Raw genomic sequence first — 14,918 nt, 5'->3', positions numbered from 1 at the left:
CTCCAGGCAGAAGAGCGTGGCAGGGCGACCGCGTGGCCGCCCTGCCGCCGCGGTCAGCGGACCGGCATGCCCGGCAGCGCGGCGCTGTCGGCGTCCAGCAGGGCGAGCGCGCCACCGTCGAAACCGGCCGACAGGATCATGCCTTCGCTCAGGCCGAAGCGCATCTTGCGCGGGGCCAGGTTGGCGATGAACACCACGCTGCGGCCCACCAGCTGTTCCGGCTCGCCGTAGCTGGCGCGGATGCCGGAGAAGATCTGGCGCTTGCCCAGGTCACCGGCATCGAGTTCGAAGCGCAGCAGCTTGTCCGAGCCTTCCACGAATTCGCAGACCAGCACCTTGCCGATGCGCAGATCCAGCTTGGCGAAGTCGTCGATGCCGATGTAGGCCGGTGCGGCCTCGCCATCGGCCGCAGCGACCGGTGCCGGTGCGGCAGCGGGCTTGGCCGGTTTGGCCGGGGCGGCGGGGGCCGGGGTGGCGGCCTGCAGGGTGTCTTTGGAAGCGTCGGTCATGGCGTCGATTTTTTTCGGGTCGATACGGGTAAACAGGGGCTCGTACACCGCGATGGTGTGCGCGGTCAGCGGGGCGGCGATGTCGGTCCAGGCGTGCACCGGCGCGGCCAGGAAGGCCTCGGCCTGCGCGGCGGTGGCCGGCAGTACCGGCTTGAGCGCGGTGACCAGCACGCGGAACAGGTTCAGGCCCTGGGTGCAGACCGACTGCAGCTGCGCGTCCGCGCCCTCCTGCTTGGCGATCACCCACGGCTTTTCATCGTCGATGTAGCGGTTGGCCTCGTCGGCCAGTGCCATGGTCTGGCGCAGCGCGCTGGCCGGATCGTTGCGCTCGTACGCCTCGCGGATCGGCGCCAGTGCGGCGACGAAGCGGTCGTACTGGGCCGCATCGGGCAGCGCAGCGGCCAGGCGGCCTTCGAAGCGCTTGCTGATGAAGCCGGCGCAGCGGCTGGCCAGGTTGACGAACTTGCCGACCAGGTCCGCGTTGACGCGCGCGATGAAGTCGCCCAGGTTCAGGTCGAGATCGTCGACGCCGCCGGAGGACTTGGCCGCGAAGTAATAGCGCAGCGCTTCCGGTTCAAGCCCTTCATCCAGGTAGGTGCGGGCCATCACGAAGGTGCCGCGCGACTTGGACATCTTGGCGCCGTCCACGGTCAGGTACCCGTTGACGTGCAGGCGGGTCGGCGCGCGGTGGCCGGTGCCCTGCAGCACCGCCGGCCAGAACAGACCGTGGAAGTTCACGATGTCCTTGCCGATGAAGTGGTGCAGCTCGGTGCTGGTGCCGGCGCGCAGGTGCGCGTCGAAGTCTTCGCCGGTCTTCGCGCAAAGGGCCTGGAAGCTGGACAGGTAACCGATCGGCGCGTCGAGCCAGACGTAGAAGTACTTGCCCGGGTGGCCCGGAATCTGGAAGCCGAAGTACGGCGCATCGCGCGAAATGTCCCACGCGCGCAGGCCGCCTTCGGCGTTGAGCCACTCACCCAGCTTGGCCTTGACGCCGGGCAGGGCGACGTCGCCGGCCAGCCACTCGCGCAGGAAGCCTTCGAAGCGGCCGACCTCGAAGAAGAAATGCTCCGAATCGCGGATTTCCGGCGTGGCGCCGGAGATCACCGATTTCGGGTCCTTCAGGTCGGTCGGGCTGTAGGTGGCGCCACACACTTCGCAGTTGTCGCCGTACTGGTCCGGGGTGCCACAGTTCGGGCAGATGCCCTTGATGTAGCGGTCCGGCAGGAACATGCCTTTGGCCGGGTCGTAGAACTGGGCCACGGAGCGGCGCGCGATATGGCCTTCGGCCTCGAGCTTGAGGTAGAAGGCTTCGGTCAGCGCCTTGTTGGCCGCCGAGTTGGTCGAGTCGTAGTGGTCGAACGCGACGCCGAACGCGGCGAAATCGCGCTCATGGCTGGCCTGGATGTTGGCGATGAAGGCCTCCGGGGTCACGCCGGCCTTTTCGGCCGCGAGCATGATCGGGGTGCCATGGGTGTCATCGGCGCAGACGAACCAGGTCTTGCCGCCGCTCATTCGACGCGCGCGCACCCAGATGTCAGCCTGGATGTAGCCGACCAGGTGGCCCAGGTGCAGCGGGCCGTTGGCGTAGGGCAGGGCGGTGGTGACGAGAGCGGTGCGGGTCATGATGGGCGCTGTTGCCAGGGGAACCGGGGATTATCGCACGCCAAAACGCAGTAACCCGGCCGAAGCCGGGTTACGGCGGCTGGAACCCGCGCGGGGCTTACTCGCGGACCCAGGTCTGGGCGCGGCAGATGAAGGCCACGCAGCCGGACACGTCCAGCTTGGCGCCGCCGGTCTGCAGCTTCATCTTGGACTTGTAGGTCTTGCCGTTGCCCGGGTCCAGGATGGTGCCGCCGGACCAGGCGTTGGCGCCATCGGCCTTCAGGTTCCACAGGATGGTCATGCCCTTGACCGGCTTGTTCTTGTTGGCGCCCTCGCAGCCGTCGCAGACCGGATTGGGGCCCTTGTCCGAGTGCAGGATGTCCACGACCTTGCCGGTCAGGGTGCCGTTGGTGGCCTGGGTGATCTCCACGATCGACTTCACCTTGCCGGTCTTGTCGTCGATGGTCTTCCAGCGGCCGACGGCGCCGTCGGCGGCGCTGGCCGACATCGCGGCCATCATCAGCGGCAGCGCCAGCAACAGGGTCTTGAAAGTCTTGCGCATGTTCCCCTCCCAGGGATGTCCGTGAACGCCGGCGCAGGCGGCCGGTACAGGGCCGACTGTATACCCATTCGCTCCGGTACGGAACGTGCCCGGCGCACGGTTCAGCCGGCGTCGGCCGGGATCTCGTACAGCTCCAGCGGCAGGTCGTCCGGGTCGGCGAAGAAGGTGAACCGGCGGCCGGTGTACTCGTCCACCCGGATCGGCTCGCAGGCCACGCCGGCCGCGGTCAGCCGCTCGATCATCGGTTCCAGCGCGTGCACGCGGAAGGCCAGGTGGCGCAGGCCCTGCGCCTCCGGGCGGCTGGGGCGGGGCGGTGCGCCCGGGAAGGAGAACAGCTCCAGCTGGCTGCCGTCGGGCAGGGCCAGGTCGAGCTTCCAGGAGTCGCGCGCCTGCCGGTAGTTTTCGGCGATCACCCGCAGCCCGAGCACGCGCGTGTAGAACGCCTTCGAGCGCGCGTAGTCCGCGGCGATCAACGCTACGTGGTGCACGCCGATCAAGGAAGAAGCATGCGTATCGTTCATTGCAGGGTGTCCAGCCAGCGCCGGGCGATCTGCAGCGCCAGCGGATAGGGTTCGGGGGCGTTGCGGTTGCTGAGCACGATCACCGTGAGGCGCTGCGCCGGATAGCGCAGGATCACGTTGCGGAAGCCGATGCTCTCGCCGCTGTGCCACTGCGCGCCACCGTTGAGCCGCCAGCCGAAACCGTAGAACGGCACGTCCGGCTCGGCGGTGCGCGTGGCAGGCGAGAACATCTGCTTCAACGATGTCGCCTTCAGCAGGCGCTGGTCATACAGCGCCGCGTCCCAGCGGGCCAGGTCATCCAGCGACGAATACACGCCGCCATCGCCGAGCACCGCACTGGTCGGGCTCTGGTCGGTGCGCTGCCAGCGCCCGTCGCGCTCGGTGTAACCGTAGGCGCGGCGCGCGATGTCGTCCACGCCGTCCTGGTGGGCAACGCTGTCGCGCATGCCGAGCGGCAGGAAGATGCGCTGGCGCAGGAAGCGGGCGAAATCGGTGCCGGAGGCCTTGCCGACGACCAGCGCCAGCAGCGCGTAACCGCTGTTGCTGTAGCGGTAGGCCGTGCCCGGTGCGAAGTACGTTCGATCCTGCCCTTCCAGTAGATGCAGGACATCCTGGTCATGCACCTGCGCGGTCGCGTCGGCGGCCATCAGGTCTTCGTAGTCGAGCAGGCCGCCGGTGTGGCTGAGCAGCTGGCGCAGGGTGATGGCATCCGCCGCGGCCGGCAGCGAGGGCAGCCAGCGCTTCACCGGATCGTCCAGGGTCAGCGCGCCATCTTCGGCCAGCAGCAGGATCGCCGCGGCGGTGAACTGCTTGCTGACCGAGGCCAGGCGGAAATTGGTCTGCGCGGTCACCGCGGTGCCATCTTCCAATACCGCCAACCCGTAGCCGCGACGGAACACCGGTTTGCCGTCGTGCAGCACCAGCACCGCCGCACCCGGAACCTGGCCGTCGTAGCGCTGCATCAGCGCATCGATGCCCGGGTCCGGTGGCGTCAGCACCGGCGCTGCCGCGACAGCACCGCTCCCGGCGATGCACATCGCACTGATCCACACACGCAGATGCCGGACGATGTGCATGCTCGTTTCCTTCGGGGGTCAGGGCGCAGGTGTTGTCGCACCATTTGGGCTGGCGATCCAGCGGGCGATCTTGGCATCCAGGATGTCCAGCGGCATCGAGCCGTCGCGCAGCACTTCCTCGTGGAAGCGACGCGCATCGAAACGTGGTCCCAGCGCCGCCTTTGCCTTGTCGCGCAGCTCCATCATCTTCAGCTCGCCCAGTCCATTGGCCAGGGTCTGGCCGGGCAGGGCCATGAAGCGCTCGACTTCGGCGGTGGCATCGGCGGCGCTCATGTCCGCGGTCTTGACCAGGTAATCGACCGCCTGGCGCTTGCTCCAGCCCTGCGCGTGCACGCCGGTGTCGGCGGACATGCGCGCGGCGCGGGTCAGCGCGGCCTGCAGGTAGCCGATGCGCTCGTACGGATCCCGGTAGACGCCCAGTTCCTCGCCCAGCGATTCGGCGTACAGGCCCCAGCCCTCGACGAAGGCGATATCGCCGCCCAGGCGACGGAAGCGCGGCAGCTTGTCCAGTTCCTGCTGCAGGCCCAGCTGCACGTGATGGCCCGGGATGCCCTCATGCAGGAACTGCATCGGCGCGGACCAGCGGCGGCGGCTCGGCAGATCGCCGGTGTTGATGTACAGCACGCCCGGGCGCATCCCGTCCGGCAGCGGCTGCTGGTAGCTCACCGCGCCGGCGGTGGCCGCGCGCTCGGGCTCGACCGCGCGGATCTCCATCGGTGCCTTCGGCAGCGTGCCGAGCAGGGTCGGCAGGCGCGCATTGACCTGGCTCTGCAGCTGCTTGTACCGGTTGATCAGCGCATCGGCGTTGGCGTACTGGAAATTGCGATCAGTACGCATGGTGCGCAGCAGCTTCTGCTGCGAGCCGCGGAGCCTGTTCTCTTTCATGATCGTGGCGATCTGCGCCTGCAGCGAGGCCACGCGCTGTTCGGCCAGTGCATGGATCTGCTCGGGCGTCAGCGTGGAGGCGGTGCTCTGCACGATGGTCTGCGCATACCAGGCCTTGCCGCCGGGCAGGCCGGCCAGGCCATCGGTGCTGCGCGCGGCGGGCAGGTACTCGGTGGCGATGAAACCGCGCAGGGCGCGGTAGGACGGCATGATGCGGAACTCGATCATGCGCTTGTACTCGGCGGTGATCCGCGCCTTGTCGGCCGCCGGAAAATCCTCGGGCAGGTTGCGCACCGGCGCCCAGAAGATGCTCTCTTCGGCGGTCGGCTTGATCACCGCATCCAGCTGCGGCAGCACTTTTTCCATCAGATCGCGCGGCTGCACCACGCCGGCGGCCATGCCCTGGCGCATGTTCGCGATGGCCTGCTCGAACAGGGCGGGAATGCCCAGCGAGCGGCGCGACCAGCCGTCGTAATCCTGCACCGTGTTGAACGGTTGCGCGCCGGAGCCGGAGCCGAGGATGGCCATGATGCTGCCCAGGTTGTAGTACTGGCTCACCGGCAGCATCCAGCCGGGGAACTGCTCGGCCGCCAGCGACATGCGCGCATCGCGCACGAAGATCTCGTAGCTGAGCAGGTCCTGGCCGGTCAGGCCGTCCGGACCGATCTTCTCGACCTTGCCCAGCCATTCCACGGTGAAGTCATGCGACTGCTGCCGATAGGCGGCCGAGAGGATGTTGGGGAGCTGGTCGTTGTGGCGGCTGTCGCCCTGGAAGGTGGCCTGCAGCGGATTGAGCCGCATCGAGGCATCCCAGTACTCGTCGTAGATGCGGTCCAGCTGGGCGGCCTTGCTCTGCTGGCGCACCAGCGGCTGGCGGGCCGGGGCGGCGGCCGGGCGTGCACGCGGCTTGGCCTTGGGCTTGGCGGCGGGCCGGGACTGCGTCGCGGCGGGCCGGGTGGCCTTTTTCTTGGCAGCTTCGGCCGGGGCGGCGGCGCTGAAGGCCATCAATGCGGCGATGGCAAGCGCCAGGGCGCGGGCGGGGTGGGGCATCGGCTGTTTCCGTAAACGCACAGACACGGGAGCTTGCCCGATTCGCCTGCGTACGGCCAGCATCGCTCCCCGGTCAGCTTTGTCATGTACGGCGCCCAGTCAGCTGCGGCAGCGCAGGGCTGCCGCAGGAATCAGCGATCGCCGGCGCGGGTGAACGGCATGGTTTCCGGGGCGACCGCGCCGCCGGAGATGATGAAGCTCATCGCCTGGTCCACGGTCCAGTCGGTGGGCGTCAACAGCTCGACCGGCACGATTTCCAGATAGCCCGAGGTCGGATTCGGGGTGGTGGGTACGTAGACGGCGGCCAGCTCGCGGCCGCTGCCTTCTTCCTTCATCACCCGCGTCACCAGGCCGACCGACTTCATGTCGCGATGCGGGAAGTCGATCAGCACCACGCGCTGGGTGCTGCCCGGTTCGGTCTGCAGCATGTCCAGCAGCTTCTTGGCGCTGTCATAGATGATGCTTGCCAGCGGGATGCGCTTGATCACCGCACCGAACCAGCGCAGCAGGCGCTGGCCGATCACGCGGCGGCTGAGCACGCCCACCGACAGGATCACCAGCAGGGTGGCGGCCAGGGCGATGATGTCCTGCATCCATTCGACCTTGATCCAGCCCAGGTAATGCGGGAACGAGGCGGCGATCTGCTCGGACAGCGGCACCACCAGCGGGCTGGAAATGCCCGAAAGCAGCACGAACACGAATTTGACCACCACCCAGGTCAGCCAGATCGGCAGCAGGGTCAGCAGGCCGGTCAGGAACAGCCGCTGCAGGGAGGGACGCGGAACGAGTTGGGGGGCTTCGGGCGACATCCGCGCATTGTAGCGGGGGCGATGCCCGGTTTACGCTGCCGGTCCCCGCAGGACGCGGGGTCCGGGGAGAACACTGTGGTGAGGAATGGACTGAAATGGGTGGTCGTCTCGATCCTGAGCCTGCTGTTGGCCGTGGTCGGACTCTGGGCGGCCTCGCGGTTCTGGCCGCTGCCGGCCGAGCAGCGCGAGGCGATGCGGCTGCTGCAGGCACCGTTGCCCACGCCCGGCGCGAATGGCTTCAGCGCGTTGTGGACCCTGCGCCATGACGGCCTGGATGCCGCCGGCCGCGAGGCCGTGATGGCGCAGGATGCCGCGCGTTGGCGGCAGGGGACGCCCGGCCAGCGGCCCCAGGACTCCAGCGCGGACGGGCGCTACCCCACGACCGCGCTTTCGGGCTCGGCGAGCTGCGGCCGCCGGGCCGTCGGCTGTCTCGAGGCGGTGCGCGCCGACCCCGACCGTTTCGAGGCCGCGCACGCCGGCCATGAAGCGCTGCACCAGCGCGTGGCCGCGATCGCCGGCTACGGTCACTTCGTCTCCCCGTTCGCACTGTTCGACACCGACCCGATGGCGCCGCTGCCGGCCTTCCAGCCGGTGTTCGATCCGGTGTCCGCGCATGCGCTTGCCCATGTGCGTGGCAACAGTGGCGCCGCACTCGCCGGTGCCTGTGGGGACATCCTCAGTGGGCGCCGGATGGCGGGGCAGGGCGACACCCTGGTCACCAGCATCATCGGCGCGGCGATGGTGGAGAGCAACGCGCGGGTGCTGGCCGACATCCTGGTCGAACTGCCCGCCGATGCGCCCGTGCCTGCGGTCTGCGACGCTGCACTGGCGCCAATGACGCCCGACGAGCAGAGCCTGTGCACCGCGATGCGCGGTGAGTTCGCGCTGGCCGGGGCGGGCCTGCGCCTGTCGAGTGGGGATGTGGAGGGAAATCGCCTGCTGTTGGATGTGCCACGCACCCAGGCACGGATCGCGCCGCGCTACGCGTGGGCATGCGCCGCCAGCGCCGAGCTGGTGGCCGCGCGGGATGCGCCCATGCCGATTCCCGGACCGGCACAGGATCGCTTTGCCTGCATCGCCAATCCGCTGGGCTGCACCCTGGCCAATATCAGCGGACCGGACATGCGGCAGTACGCGGGCCGCCCGCAGGACGCCGCCGCGATGCTGCGCCTGGTGGCGGCGCAGCGCTGGCTGCGGCAACAGCCGGTGGCGGTGTCCGTGGCGCTGCAGACGTTGCCCGAGGCGCTGCGTTCGCCCACGCGCACGCCGGTACTCAGCGAAGAGGGGCAGTGGTTGCAGGTGGATCGGCGCGTGGTCGTGGGCGAGCTGGGGCCGACGCTGCGGGTGCCGATGCGCGCGCCGGCACGATGAGCGGCGCGCGGTTGGCGGTGTTCTAGCGGTCGTCCATCACTTCCAGCGGCTGGAATGCACTGCCATCGCCCACCGTCTCCAGCGTCCAGCGGCGTGGCGAGGTGAGCGTCTCCCAGCGCACGCTGTCTTCGTCCGAGTCGATGCTGCCTTCGGTGTAGCGCACGCGGCGGGTCGCGTAGTTGATGCTCAGGCTTTCGGTGTGCCCCGAGTTGCGCATCAGCGAGCTGTTGTCGTAGCCGATCAACGCAAAGGCGCCGTCCTGCCAGCGGAACGTGAAGCTGGCCGAACCGGTCGACCAGCTGCCGGCATTGGAGAAGAAGAACAGCGTGGTGCGCAGCGTGCCGCGCACGATCGAGACGCCGGGGCCGTCTTCGAAGACATCGGACAGGTTGGGCGCCTCGTGGCGGGTGATCAACGTGTGGTTCTGCGCGGCGAGCGTGTACCCCCCCGCCGGACCGGCGAACGCAATGGCGAGCATGCGCGGGTTGCTGTCCAGCGGGCTGATGCCGAAGCCATCGTGTTCGACGATGTTGCGCGGATCCTGCTGGCGCAGCACCAGCACGAGATCATCGCGCTGGTCGCCGTTGAGATCGCCGCTGAGCTGTTCCTCGATGCGCCACCCGGACGGCAGGAAATCCTCGGCCGTGGTGGCGCGCGCCGGCAGCACCGGATAGTCGACCGGCGGTATCAGCAGTTCCTGCGCAGACGCGGTCAGGGCGGTGAGCAGCAGCGGGGTCAACAGGAGCAGGCGCATGGTCTTCCGGGGCGTGGATCAGGCGCGCGAGCATAGCAAGCGCGACATGACTCACCCCGCGCGCTGGCGTGCTTCGGGCTTGAGCCGCAGGTAGACCTGCTTGCGCACGCGGGCGATCACCTCGCCGTTGGCATCGACGATGTCATTGCTGAACCAGTGCAGGTATTTCCCGCCGCTGGCGGTGGCGGCACGCAGCTGGTCCAGCAGTGTCTCGTCCAGCCGGAACTCGGCCACCACCGTGCCGCGGCCCGGCTTGAGGAACTCGATCTCGCCGGCGCGATCCCAGACGTAGTAATCGCGTCCCAGGTTCTGCATCACGGTGAGCATCCAGAATGGATCGGTCATCGCGAACAGGCTGCCGCCGAAATGCGTGCCCACGTAGTTGCGGTTCCACGGGCGCATGCGCAGCTCGACGCGCACATGGCGGTAGTCCGGGCTGACATCGGTCACGTGGATGCCGGTGAACAGGAACGGCGGCCATAGATTGATGCCGTGGCGGAAGACGGAGGCCTTCATTCGGATCACGTCACGCTGGGGAGGTGACCGGAGTCTACCATTCGCTTGCGTATGGTGGGCGGTGGGAGCTCAGCCGGGGCCGCCGTCGTCGACCGCATAGCCGTTGCGCCCCGCGGCCTTGGCCTGGTACAGCGCCGCGTCGGCCCCTTCGAAATAATGCCGCGGTTCCGTGCCGGGGCTCGGGACGCGGGTGAACACGCCGGCGCTCAGGGTGATATGCGTGGTCGCGCCACGGCCGGCCGGAATCTCCAGGCCCTGCGCCCGCGCCACCAGGTCCTGCACCACCTGCACCGCGCCTTCCGGCGTGGTGTCGGGCAGGATCAGCGCGAACTCGTCGCCGCCGAAGCGGGCGGCCATGTCACGCGGTCGACGCGCGTGCGCACGGATTTCCTGGGCGATCCGGCGCAGCACGGTGTCGCCGGCCTGATGACCGAACTCATCGTTGTGGCGCTTGAAGTGGTCCACGTCGATCAGCACCAGGCTCAGCGGCCGCCCGCTGCGGCGGCCGGCGTCGTGCTCGGCCTGCAGGGTCTGCTCGAAGCGCAGCCGGTTGCCCAACCCGGTGAGCGCATCGCTGTTGGCCTGGCGCCGCCAGGCGCTCACCCGCCACAGCGTCCACCCCAGCAGGACGGTCAACATGCCGGTCAAGGCCGCGGCCGGTGCGAACCACAGATGGCCCGCACGCAGCAGCACGAAGCTGAGCAGCAGCGTCAGCGGCAGGGCGAGCACCCCGCTCAGCCACGCCCGCGGCAGCGTCAGCAACAGGCAGCACAGCGCCACCAGCAGCCCGGTGAGGGCGCTCTGCCACGCCGGCGGCAGCGGGTTGATCACCTTGTCGGCAAGCAGCATCGAGGCGACATTGGCCTGGTACTCGCTGCCACTCATCCAGCGCTCGCGGGTGGTCGGGGTGAGCAGTCGCGTCGCGACGCCGCTGGCGGTCATGCCGACCAGCACCAGGCGCCCGCGCAGCAGCGCCGGGTCGACGTCGCCGTCGAGCACATCCGCGTAGGACGCCTGCGGGAAGCGTTCGGGCGGTCCGGCGTAGCGCACGCGCACGTAATGGTCGCGGCGCCACTGGTAGGGTGAGGCCACCGTCGGCTGGTCGTCGTGCAGGCCGGGCAGCGGACCCTGCGTGTCGGCCAGTGCCAGTCCAAGCGCCGGCCAGTGCGGTGCGCCGATCCCGGCGGTGAGGTACAGCCCACGCGCGACGCCATCGCCGTCGACTTCGATATCAGTGTGGCCCAGGCCGGCTGCGTTGGCGGCGATCAGCGGGATCGGCAGCAGTTCCTCGGCCATGCGCGGGCCACTGGCGGGCGCGGCCAGCACCGGCAGCACCACGTGTCCGTTGCGGCGGATCGCCGCCGCCAGTTCCGCATCCTGGGTGCTGTCCTGGCGGTCCGGTTCGGACAGCACCAGGTCCAGCACCACGCGCTCGGCGCCGGCGTCGGTGAGCCGGTCCAGCAGGCGTGCGTGGGTGCCGCGCGGCCACGGCCACTGCCCAAGCTGCTGCAGGCTGTTGTCGTCGATCGCCACGATCAGCAGGCGCGCATCCGGCGTGTACTCCCAGCCGCCGACGTACGCGTCGTAGACCGCCTCATCCTGTTTCCAGAACCACTGCCCGTGACTGGCCACGACCGCCAGCGCACCGACCAGGGCGGCCAGCACGATGCGTTGCGGCCAGGGCAGGTGCAGGGGAGTCACAACAGCAGCCACAACAGCAGTGCACCACCCCCGGCGGCGTAACAGGTGCGGCACGGCAGGGCGATCTGCTGCGCCGGCGAAAACGGACCGGCGTACCCGTCCTCGTCGATGTACTGGACGCGCACGTGCAGCGTGCCGCGCCAGGGGCGCTTGATCGACACCTCCGGCTGGTCGAGCTCGCGGTCGAGCAGCGGCGCGCTGAAATCGCCGCGACGGTCCAGCTGCACGCGGTAGCGCTGGCCGGGTTCGCCGGCCTGCCAGCGCAGGGTCAGCTGGCCTTTGGCGGCTTCGGGCGGCTGCAGGGCCGGGTCGACCGGCAGATCGGTGAGGGTCAGCGGGAGGGGCTGGCCGAACCGGCCGCGATGGCCGTTGCGGTCCACCGACGCCACCCGCCAGACATAGTCACCCGGCGCCAGGTCCTGGCCCGGGCGCAGCTGCGTGCCGCGGCCGTCCTGCTCCAGCACCGGGGCGAGGAACTGCGGATCGCGGGCGATCTGCAGCACGGTGCGCTCGGCATCGGCAACGCGGGCCCACTCGAAGCGCGGTCGCGCGCTGTTGACGGTCTGGCCATGCAGCGGGCGCACGGTCAGCGGTGCGACCGGCTGGTCACGCACCTCGAAATCCTGCCCGGCATCCAGGCCTTCCACCTGCGCCGCGCTGACCGCGCGCACCAGCACGCGCAGATCGCCCGGCGGCAGGTCGGGCAGGGTGAGCGCGGTGGCGTCGGTGTCGCGCGCGAACAGCAGCACGTCGGGTTGATCGGCACGGACGACTTCGATCCGGTAGCCGACGGCGTCCGTCACCGGCTGCCAGGCCAGGGCTGCGGGCAGGGTGGCCAGCCGCTGCGGATCGGTGGAGAGCACGGGCGCGGGCAGCAGGGCCTCCAGGCCAGCGGGTCGCGTATCCAGCGAGGGGCTGCGCGTGGCCTGGCCACGGGTGACCAGGCGCTGGCCGCGGCGGTTGCCGACCTGCACGCGCCCTTCCAGCACTTCGGTCGCCGCGCCGCGGCCCTCAAGGCCGGCGCTGACCCGGAACACGGTGCCACGCACGCTGCTGGTCGCGGTGGGGGCATCGATGATGTAGCGCGACGCCGGGCCGTTGGCCGGCGTCACCCGGTTGCTGGCGCGGCCCTGCTCCAGGCGCAGGCGGGTGTCGACCATGCCGGTGTGACCGTAGCGGGAGAGCTGATCGAAGCGCAGGCGCGAACGTTCGCGCAGCTGCAGGCGCGAGTCATCGGCGAACACCACGGTGACGCTGGCATCCTCGCCGGTGACAAGTTCCTGGCCGATCCGCAGCAGATCGCCTTCCAGCACATCGCGGCGAGGCTGACCGTCGGCCTGGCTCTGCACCGGGCCGCGGACGGCGAGCACCCGCGCCGGGGCGGGCTGTACCTGCAGCCAGGCCACCGGGAAGCGCAGCTGGCTGCCGGGCGGCAGGCGGTACGGATCGGCGATGCGGTTGTGCGACTGCAGCTGTTCCCAGGCGATGGTCGGCTTGAGGTAGCGGGCGCTGAGGTCCCAGATCGTATCGCCGGGCCGGACCCGGTAGGTCCAGTCCTGGGCCAGGAGCGGCGCGGCGGACAGCATCAAGGCCACCAGCACCAGCAGGCGGGCAACCAAAGAGAAACAAGGCAATCGGGTCAATCTCACGGTCGTTCACGGCCCTGCAAGGCGGGGCGCAGCCAAGTAGGCCGCCATGGCCCAGACCTCATCCTCCCCGATGGATCGCGGCCTCCAATGGGCCGCGGCGGCATTATTGCCCGGGAGCCGTGCAGGGTTTCTGAACGTGATTCACGTCACACATCGAACAAGAGTGTTCGGATAGGCATCTTCGCTAGGCCAGCGCCCCGGCAGGCGCCGGCCCTGATCGATCAGAACAGCAGCGACGCCATCCGGCGGCGGTACTGGCCGACAAGATCTTCATCCTCGATCACCTTGAAGGCGTCGATCAGCAGCTTGCGCGGGCGACCGTCGTCATACGTGCGGTCCCTGCGCAGCATGTCCAGGAACTGCTCCAGCGCGGCGGCGTCCTGTCCGGACAGCAGCAGTTGCACGCCACGCAGATGGCGGGCCTGCAGGTCATCGCCATTGGCCGCGATGCGGGCGTCCAGTACTTCGGCGGCCGGGGCATCCTGCAGCGCGCTGGCGAACTCCAGGCGGGCCCGGGCGCGCACGGCGCGATCATCGGTGGACAGATTGGCCGGCAGCGCATCGATCAGTGCCGTGGCTTCGGCGGTGGCGCCGGTCTGCAGCAGGGCCAGGGCAAGGTCGAGCTTGAGTTCTTCCTTGTCCGGCTCGGCGGCGATGGCCGCGCGCAGCACGTCGACCTGCGCCTGCGGATCGAGCGGGGCGGATTCGGCTACCTCCTCGGCCTCGGGAGCGGCCTCCAGCGGCACCACGCCATGCTGGCTCAGGAACTCGCGCAGTTGACCTTCCGGTACCGCGCCGGGGAAACCATCGACGATCTGCCCGCCCTTGACCAGGAACACGGTCGGCACCGAGCGGATCTGGAAGGCGGCCGCGATCTGCTGTTCCTTGTCGACATCGACCTTGGCCAGCTCGAAGGCACCGTGGTATTCGCCGGCCAGCTTTTCCAGCATCGGGCCCAGGGTCTTGCAGGGGCCGCACCAGGTGGCCCAGAAATCGACCAGCACGGGGGTCTGCAGGGATTTCTGCAGGACCTCGGTCTCGAAGGTCTCGGTGGTGGCGTCAAATACGTGCGGCAGATCGCTCATGGTTTCAGATCAACGGGAAACTGGAGAGGAAGTGTATGGTGCCGCCCGCCGCCGGACGCAACCCCACGGGCGGAATCGGCCGGGAACGGCGACAATGCAGGCCTTGTGAACAGGCCGGGTGCAGCATGTCGGGACTTCATCGTTGGGAACGTGCGCTCGGCATTGCCGCCGCCGTGTTGTTCGTGGGCGCAGTGCTGGGCTTCGGCGCAGCGCTGCCGCTGTTCGATCCGATCGGCCACCCGGTCGCGCTGCTCGGCGCGATGGGCGTGCCGCATGCGCTGGCGTTCAACATCGTCGGCTTCGCGCTGCCGGGCCTGCTCGCCAGCCTCGTCGCCCTGCGCCTGCTGCTGCGTGTGCCGCGGACGGCGCCGTGGTCGATGCGGGTGGGCGCGCAGCTGCTGATGCTGGCCGGGGTCGGCTTCACCGCGATGGGGGTGTTGCCGCTGGATACCAGCGATCTGGACAATCCCGCCAGCCAGTACCACGCCAGTGCGTGGATGGTCTGGGTGCTGGCCTTCGTGCCCGGGGCGGTGATGTCCGGGATCGGCGCGCTGCGGCTGCCGGCGTGGCGGGCCGTGGGCGCGCTGCACCTGGCCTGCGGGCTGGGCGTGCTGCTGTCGGCCTTCGCGCTGCAGGTGCTGCTGCCGGCGCCGCTGGCCCAGCGGGTGGCCTTCGGTGTGTGGCTGGTCTGGCTGGTCGCGGTGCTGCCGCTGGCCCCGGGCGCGCGCCGCGCCTGAGCGTGGTTCGCCTGCCGCTGCGCCCCGGCACCGCGCCGGAGCCGGGGCAGGGCGATGACGTATTCGGCCAATCTCCAGTCAATTCAATGAG

Annotated in this window: 13 protein-coding genes; 2 read left to right on the top strand and 11 right to left on the bottom strand. The window is 69.4% G+C overall.

From position 1 onward, the window contains the following. Positions 1-53: 53 nt before the first annotated feature. The 6 genes from metG to ABE424_RS08955 form a co-directional block, all read right to left on the bottom strand. Positions 54-2,132, bottom strand: a complete 2,079-nt coding sequence (metG, locus tag ABE424_RS08980) for a methionine--tRNA ligase (protein WP_346492452.1) — start codon at positions 2,130-2,132, stop codon at positions 54-56. Between the two features lie 97 nt (positions 2,133-2,229). Beyond that, complete coding sequence (locus ABE424_RS08975) at positions 2,230-2,673, bottom strand: DUF2147 domain-containing protein (protein WP_070425636.1); 444 nt, start codon at positions 2,671-2,673, stop codon at positions 2,230-2,232. 101 nt (positions 2,674-2,774) lie between these two features. Beyond that, the gene (locus ABE424_RS08970; protein WP_346492453.1) at positions 2,775-3,194 is read right to left on the bottom strand and encodes a VOC family protein; all 420 of its coding nucleotides are present in this window, start codon (positions 3,192-3,194) and stop codon (positions 2,775-2,777) included. Next, positions 3,191-4,231, bottom strand: a complete 1,041-nt coding sequence (locus tag ABE424_RS08965) for a serine hydrolase domain-containing protein (RefSeq protein ID WP_346492463.1) — start codon at positions 4,229-4,231, stop codon at positions 3,191-3,193. Before ABE424_RS08965 ends, ABE424_RS08970 begins: the two co-directional genes overlap by 4 nt. Before the next feature lie 57 nt (positions 4,232-4,288). Beyond that, entirely contained in the window at positions 4,289-6,205 is a 1,917-nt protein-coding gene (locus ABE424_RS08960) for a DUF885 family protein (RefSeq protein ID WP_346492454.1), read from the bottom strand. A gap of 131 nt (positions 6,206-6,336) precedes the next feature. Next, positions 6,337-7,014: a DUF502 domain-containing protein gene (locus tag ABE424_RS08955; protein WP_070425632.1), complete on the bottom strand. Its 678-nt coding sequence runs from the start codon at positions 7,012-7,014 to the stop codon at positions 6,337-6,339. 99 nt (positions 7,015-7,113) lie between these two features. Here ABE424_RS08955 and ABE424_RS08950 point away from each other — a divergent pair, with 99 nt between their 5' ends. Beyond that, positions 7,114-8,385 (top strand): hypothetical protein, encoded by a 1,272-nt coding sequence (locus tag ABE424_RS08950; RefSeq protein ID WP_346492455.1) that lies wholly within the window; start codon positions 7,114-7,116, stop codon positions 8,383-8,385. Positions 8,386-8,407: 22 nt separating this feature from the next. Here ABE424_RS08950 and ABE424_RS08945 read toward each other — a convergent pair whose 3' ends face one another. From ABE424_RS08945 to trxA, 5 genes are all read right to left on the bottom strand, one after another. Next, positions 8,408-9,139 (bottom strand): hypothetical protein, encoded by a 732-nt coding sequence (locus ABE424_RS08945; protein ID WP_346492456.1) that lies wholly within the window; start codon positions 9,137-9,139, stop codon positions 8,408-8,410. Between the two features lie 51 nt (positions 9,140-9,190). Next, the gene (locus ABE424_RS08940; protein ID WP_346492457.1) at positions 9,191-9,655 is read right to left on the bottom strand and encodes a DUF4442 domain-containing protein; all 465 of its coding nucleotides are present in this window, start codon (positions 9,653-9,655) and stop codon (positions 9,191-9,193) included. Positions 9,656-9,724: 69 nt separating this feature from the next. Beyond that, complete coding sequence (locus ABE424_RS08935) at positions 9,725-11,356, bottom strand: CHASE2 domain-containing protein (RefSeq protein ID WP_346492458.1); 1,632 nt, start codon at positions 11,354-11,356, stop codon at positions 9,725-9,727. Beyond that, complete coding sequence (locus tag ABE424_RS08930) at positions 11,353-12,942, bottom strand: FecR domain-containing protein (protein ID WP_346492464.1); 1,590 nt, start codon at positions 12,940-12,942, stop codon at positions 11,353-11,355. Before ABE424_RS08930 ends, ABE424_RS08935 begins: the two co-directional genes overlap by 4 nt. Before the next feature lie 284 nt (positions 12,943-13,226). After that, positions 13,227-14,090, bottom strand: coding sequence for a thioredoxin (trxA, locus tag ABE424_RS08925; protein WP_346492459.1), 864 nt, complete (start codon positions 14,088-14,090; stop codon positions 13,227-13,229). Between the two features lie 125 nt (positions 14,091-14,215). Here trxA and ABE424_RS08920 point away from each other — a divergent pair, with 125 nt between their 5' ends. Beyond that, entirely contained in the window at positions 14,216-14,827 is a 612-nt protein-coding gene (locus tag ABE424_RS08920) for a DUF998 domain-containing protein (protein ID WP_176989236.1), read from the top strand. Positions 14,828-14,918: the final 91 nt, after the last annotated feature.

The organism is Stenotrophomonas sp. TWI1149, assembly GCF_039673155.1.
GTDB classification, from domain to species: domain Bacteria; phylum Pseudomonadota; class Gammaproteobacteria; order Xanthomonadales; family Xanthomonadaceae; genus Stenotrophomonas; species Stenotrophomonas maltophilia_AA.
This window is presented reverse-complemented; position numbering and strand designations above follow the sequence as displayed.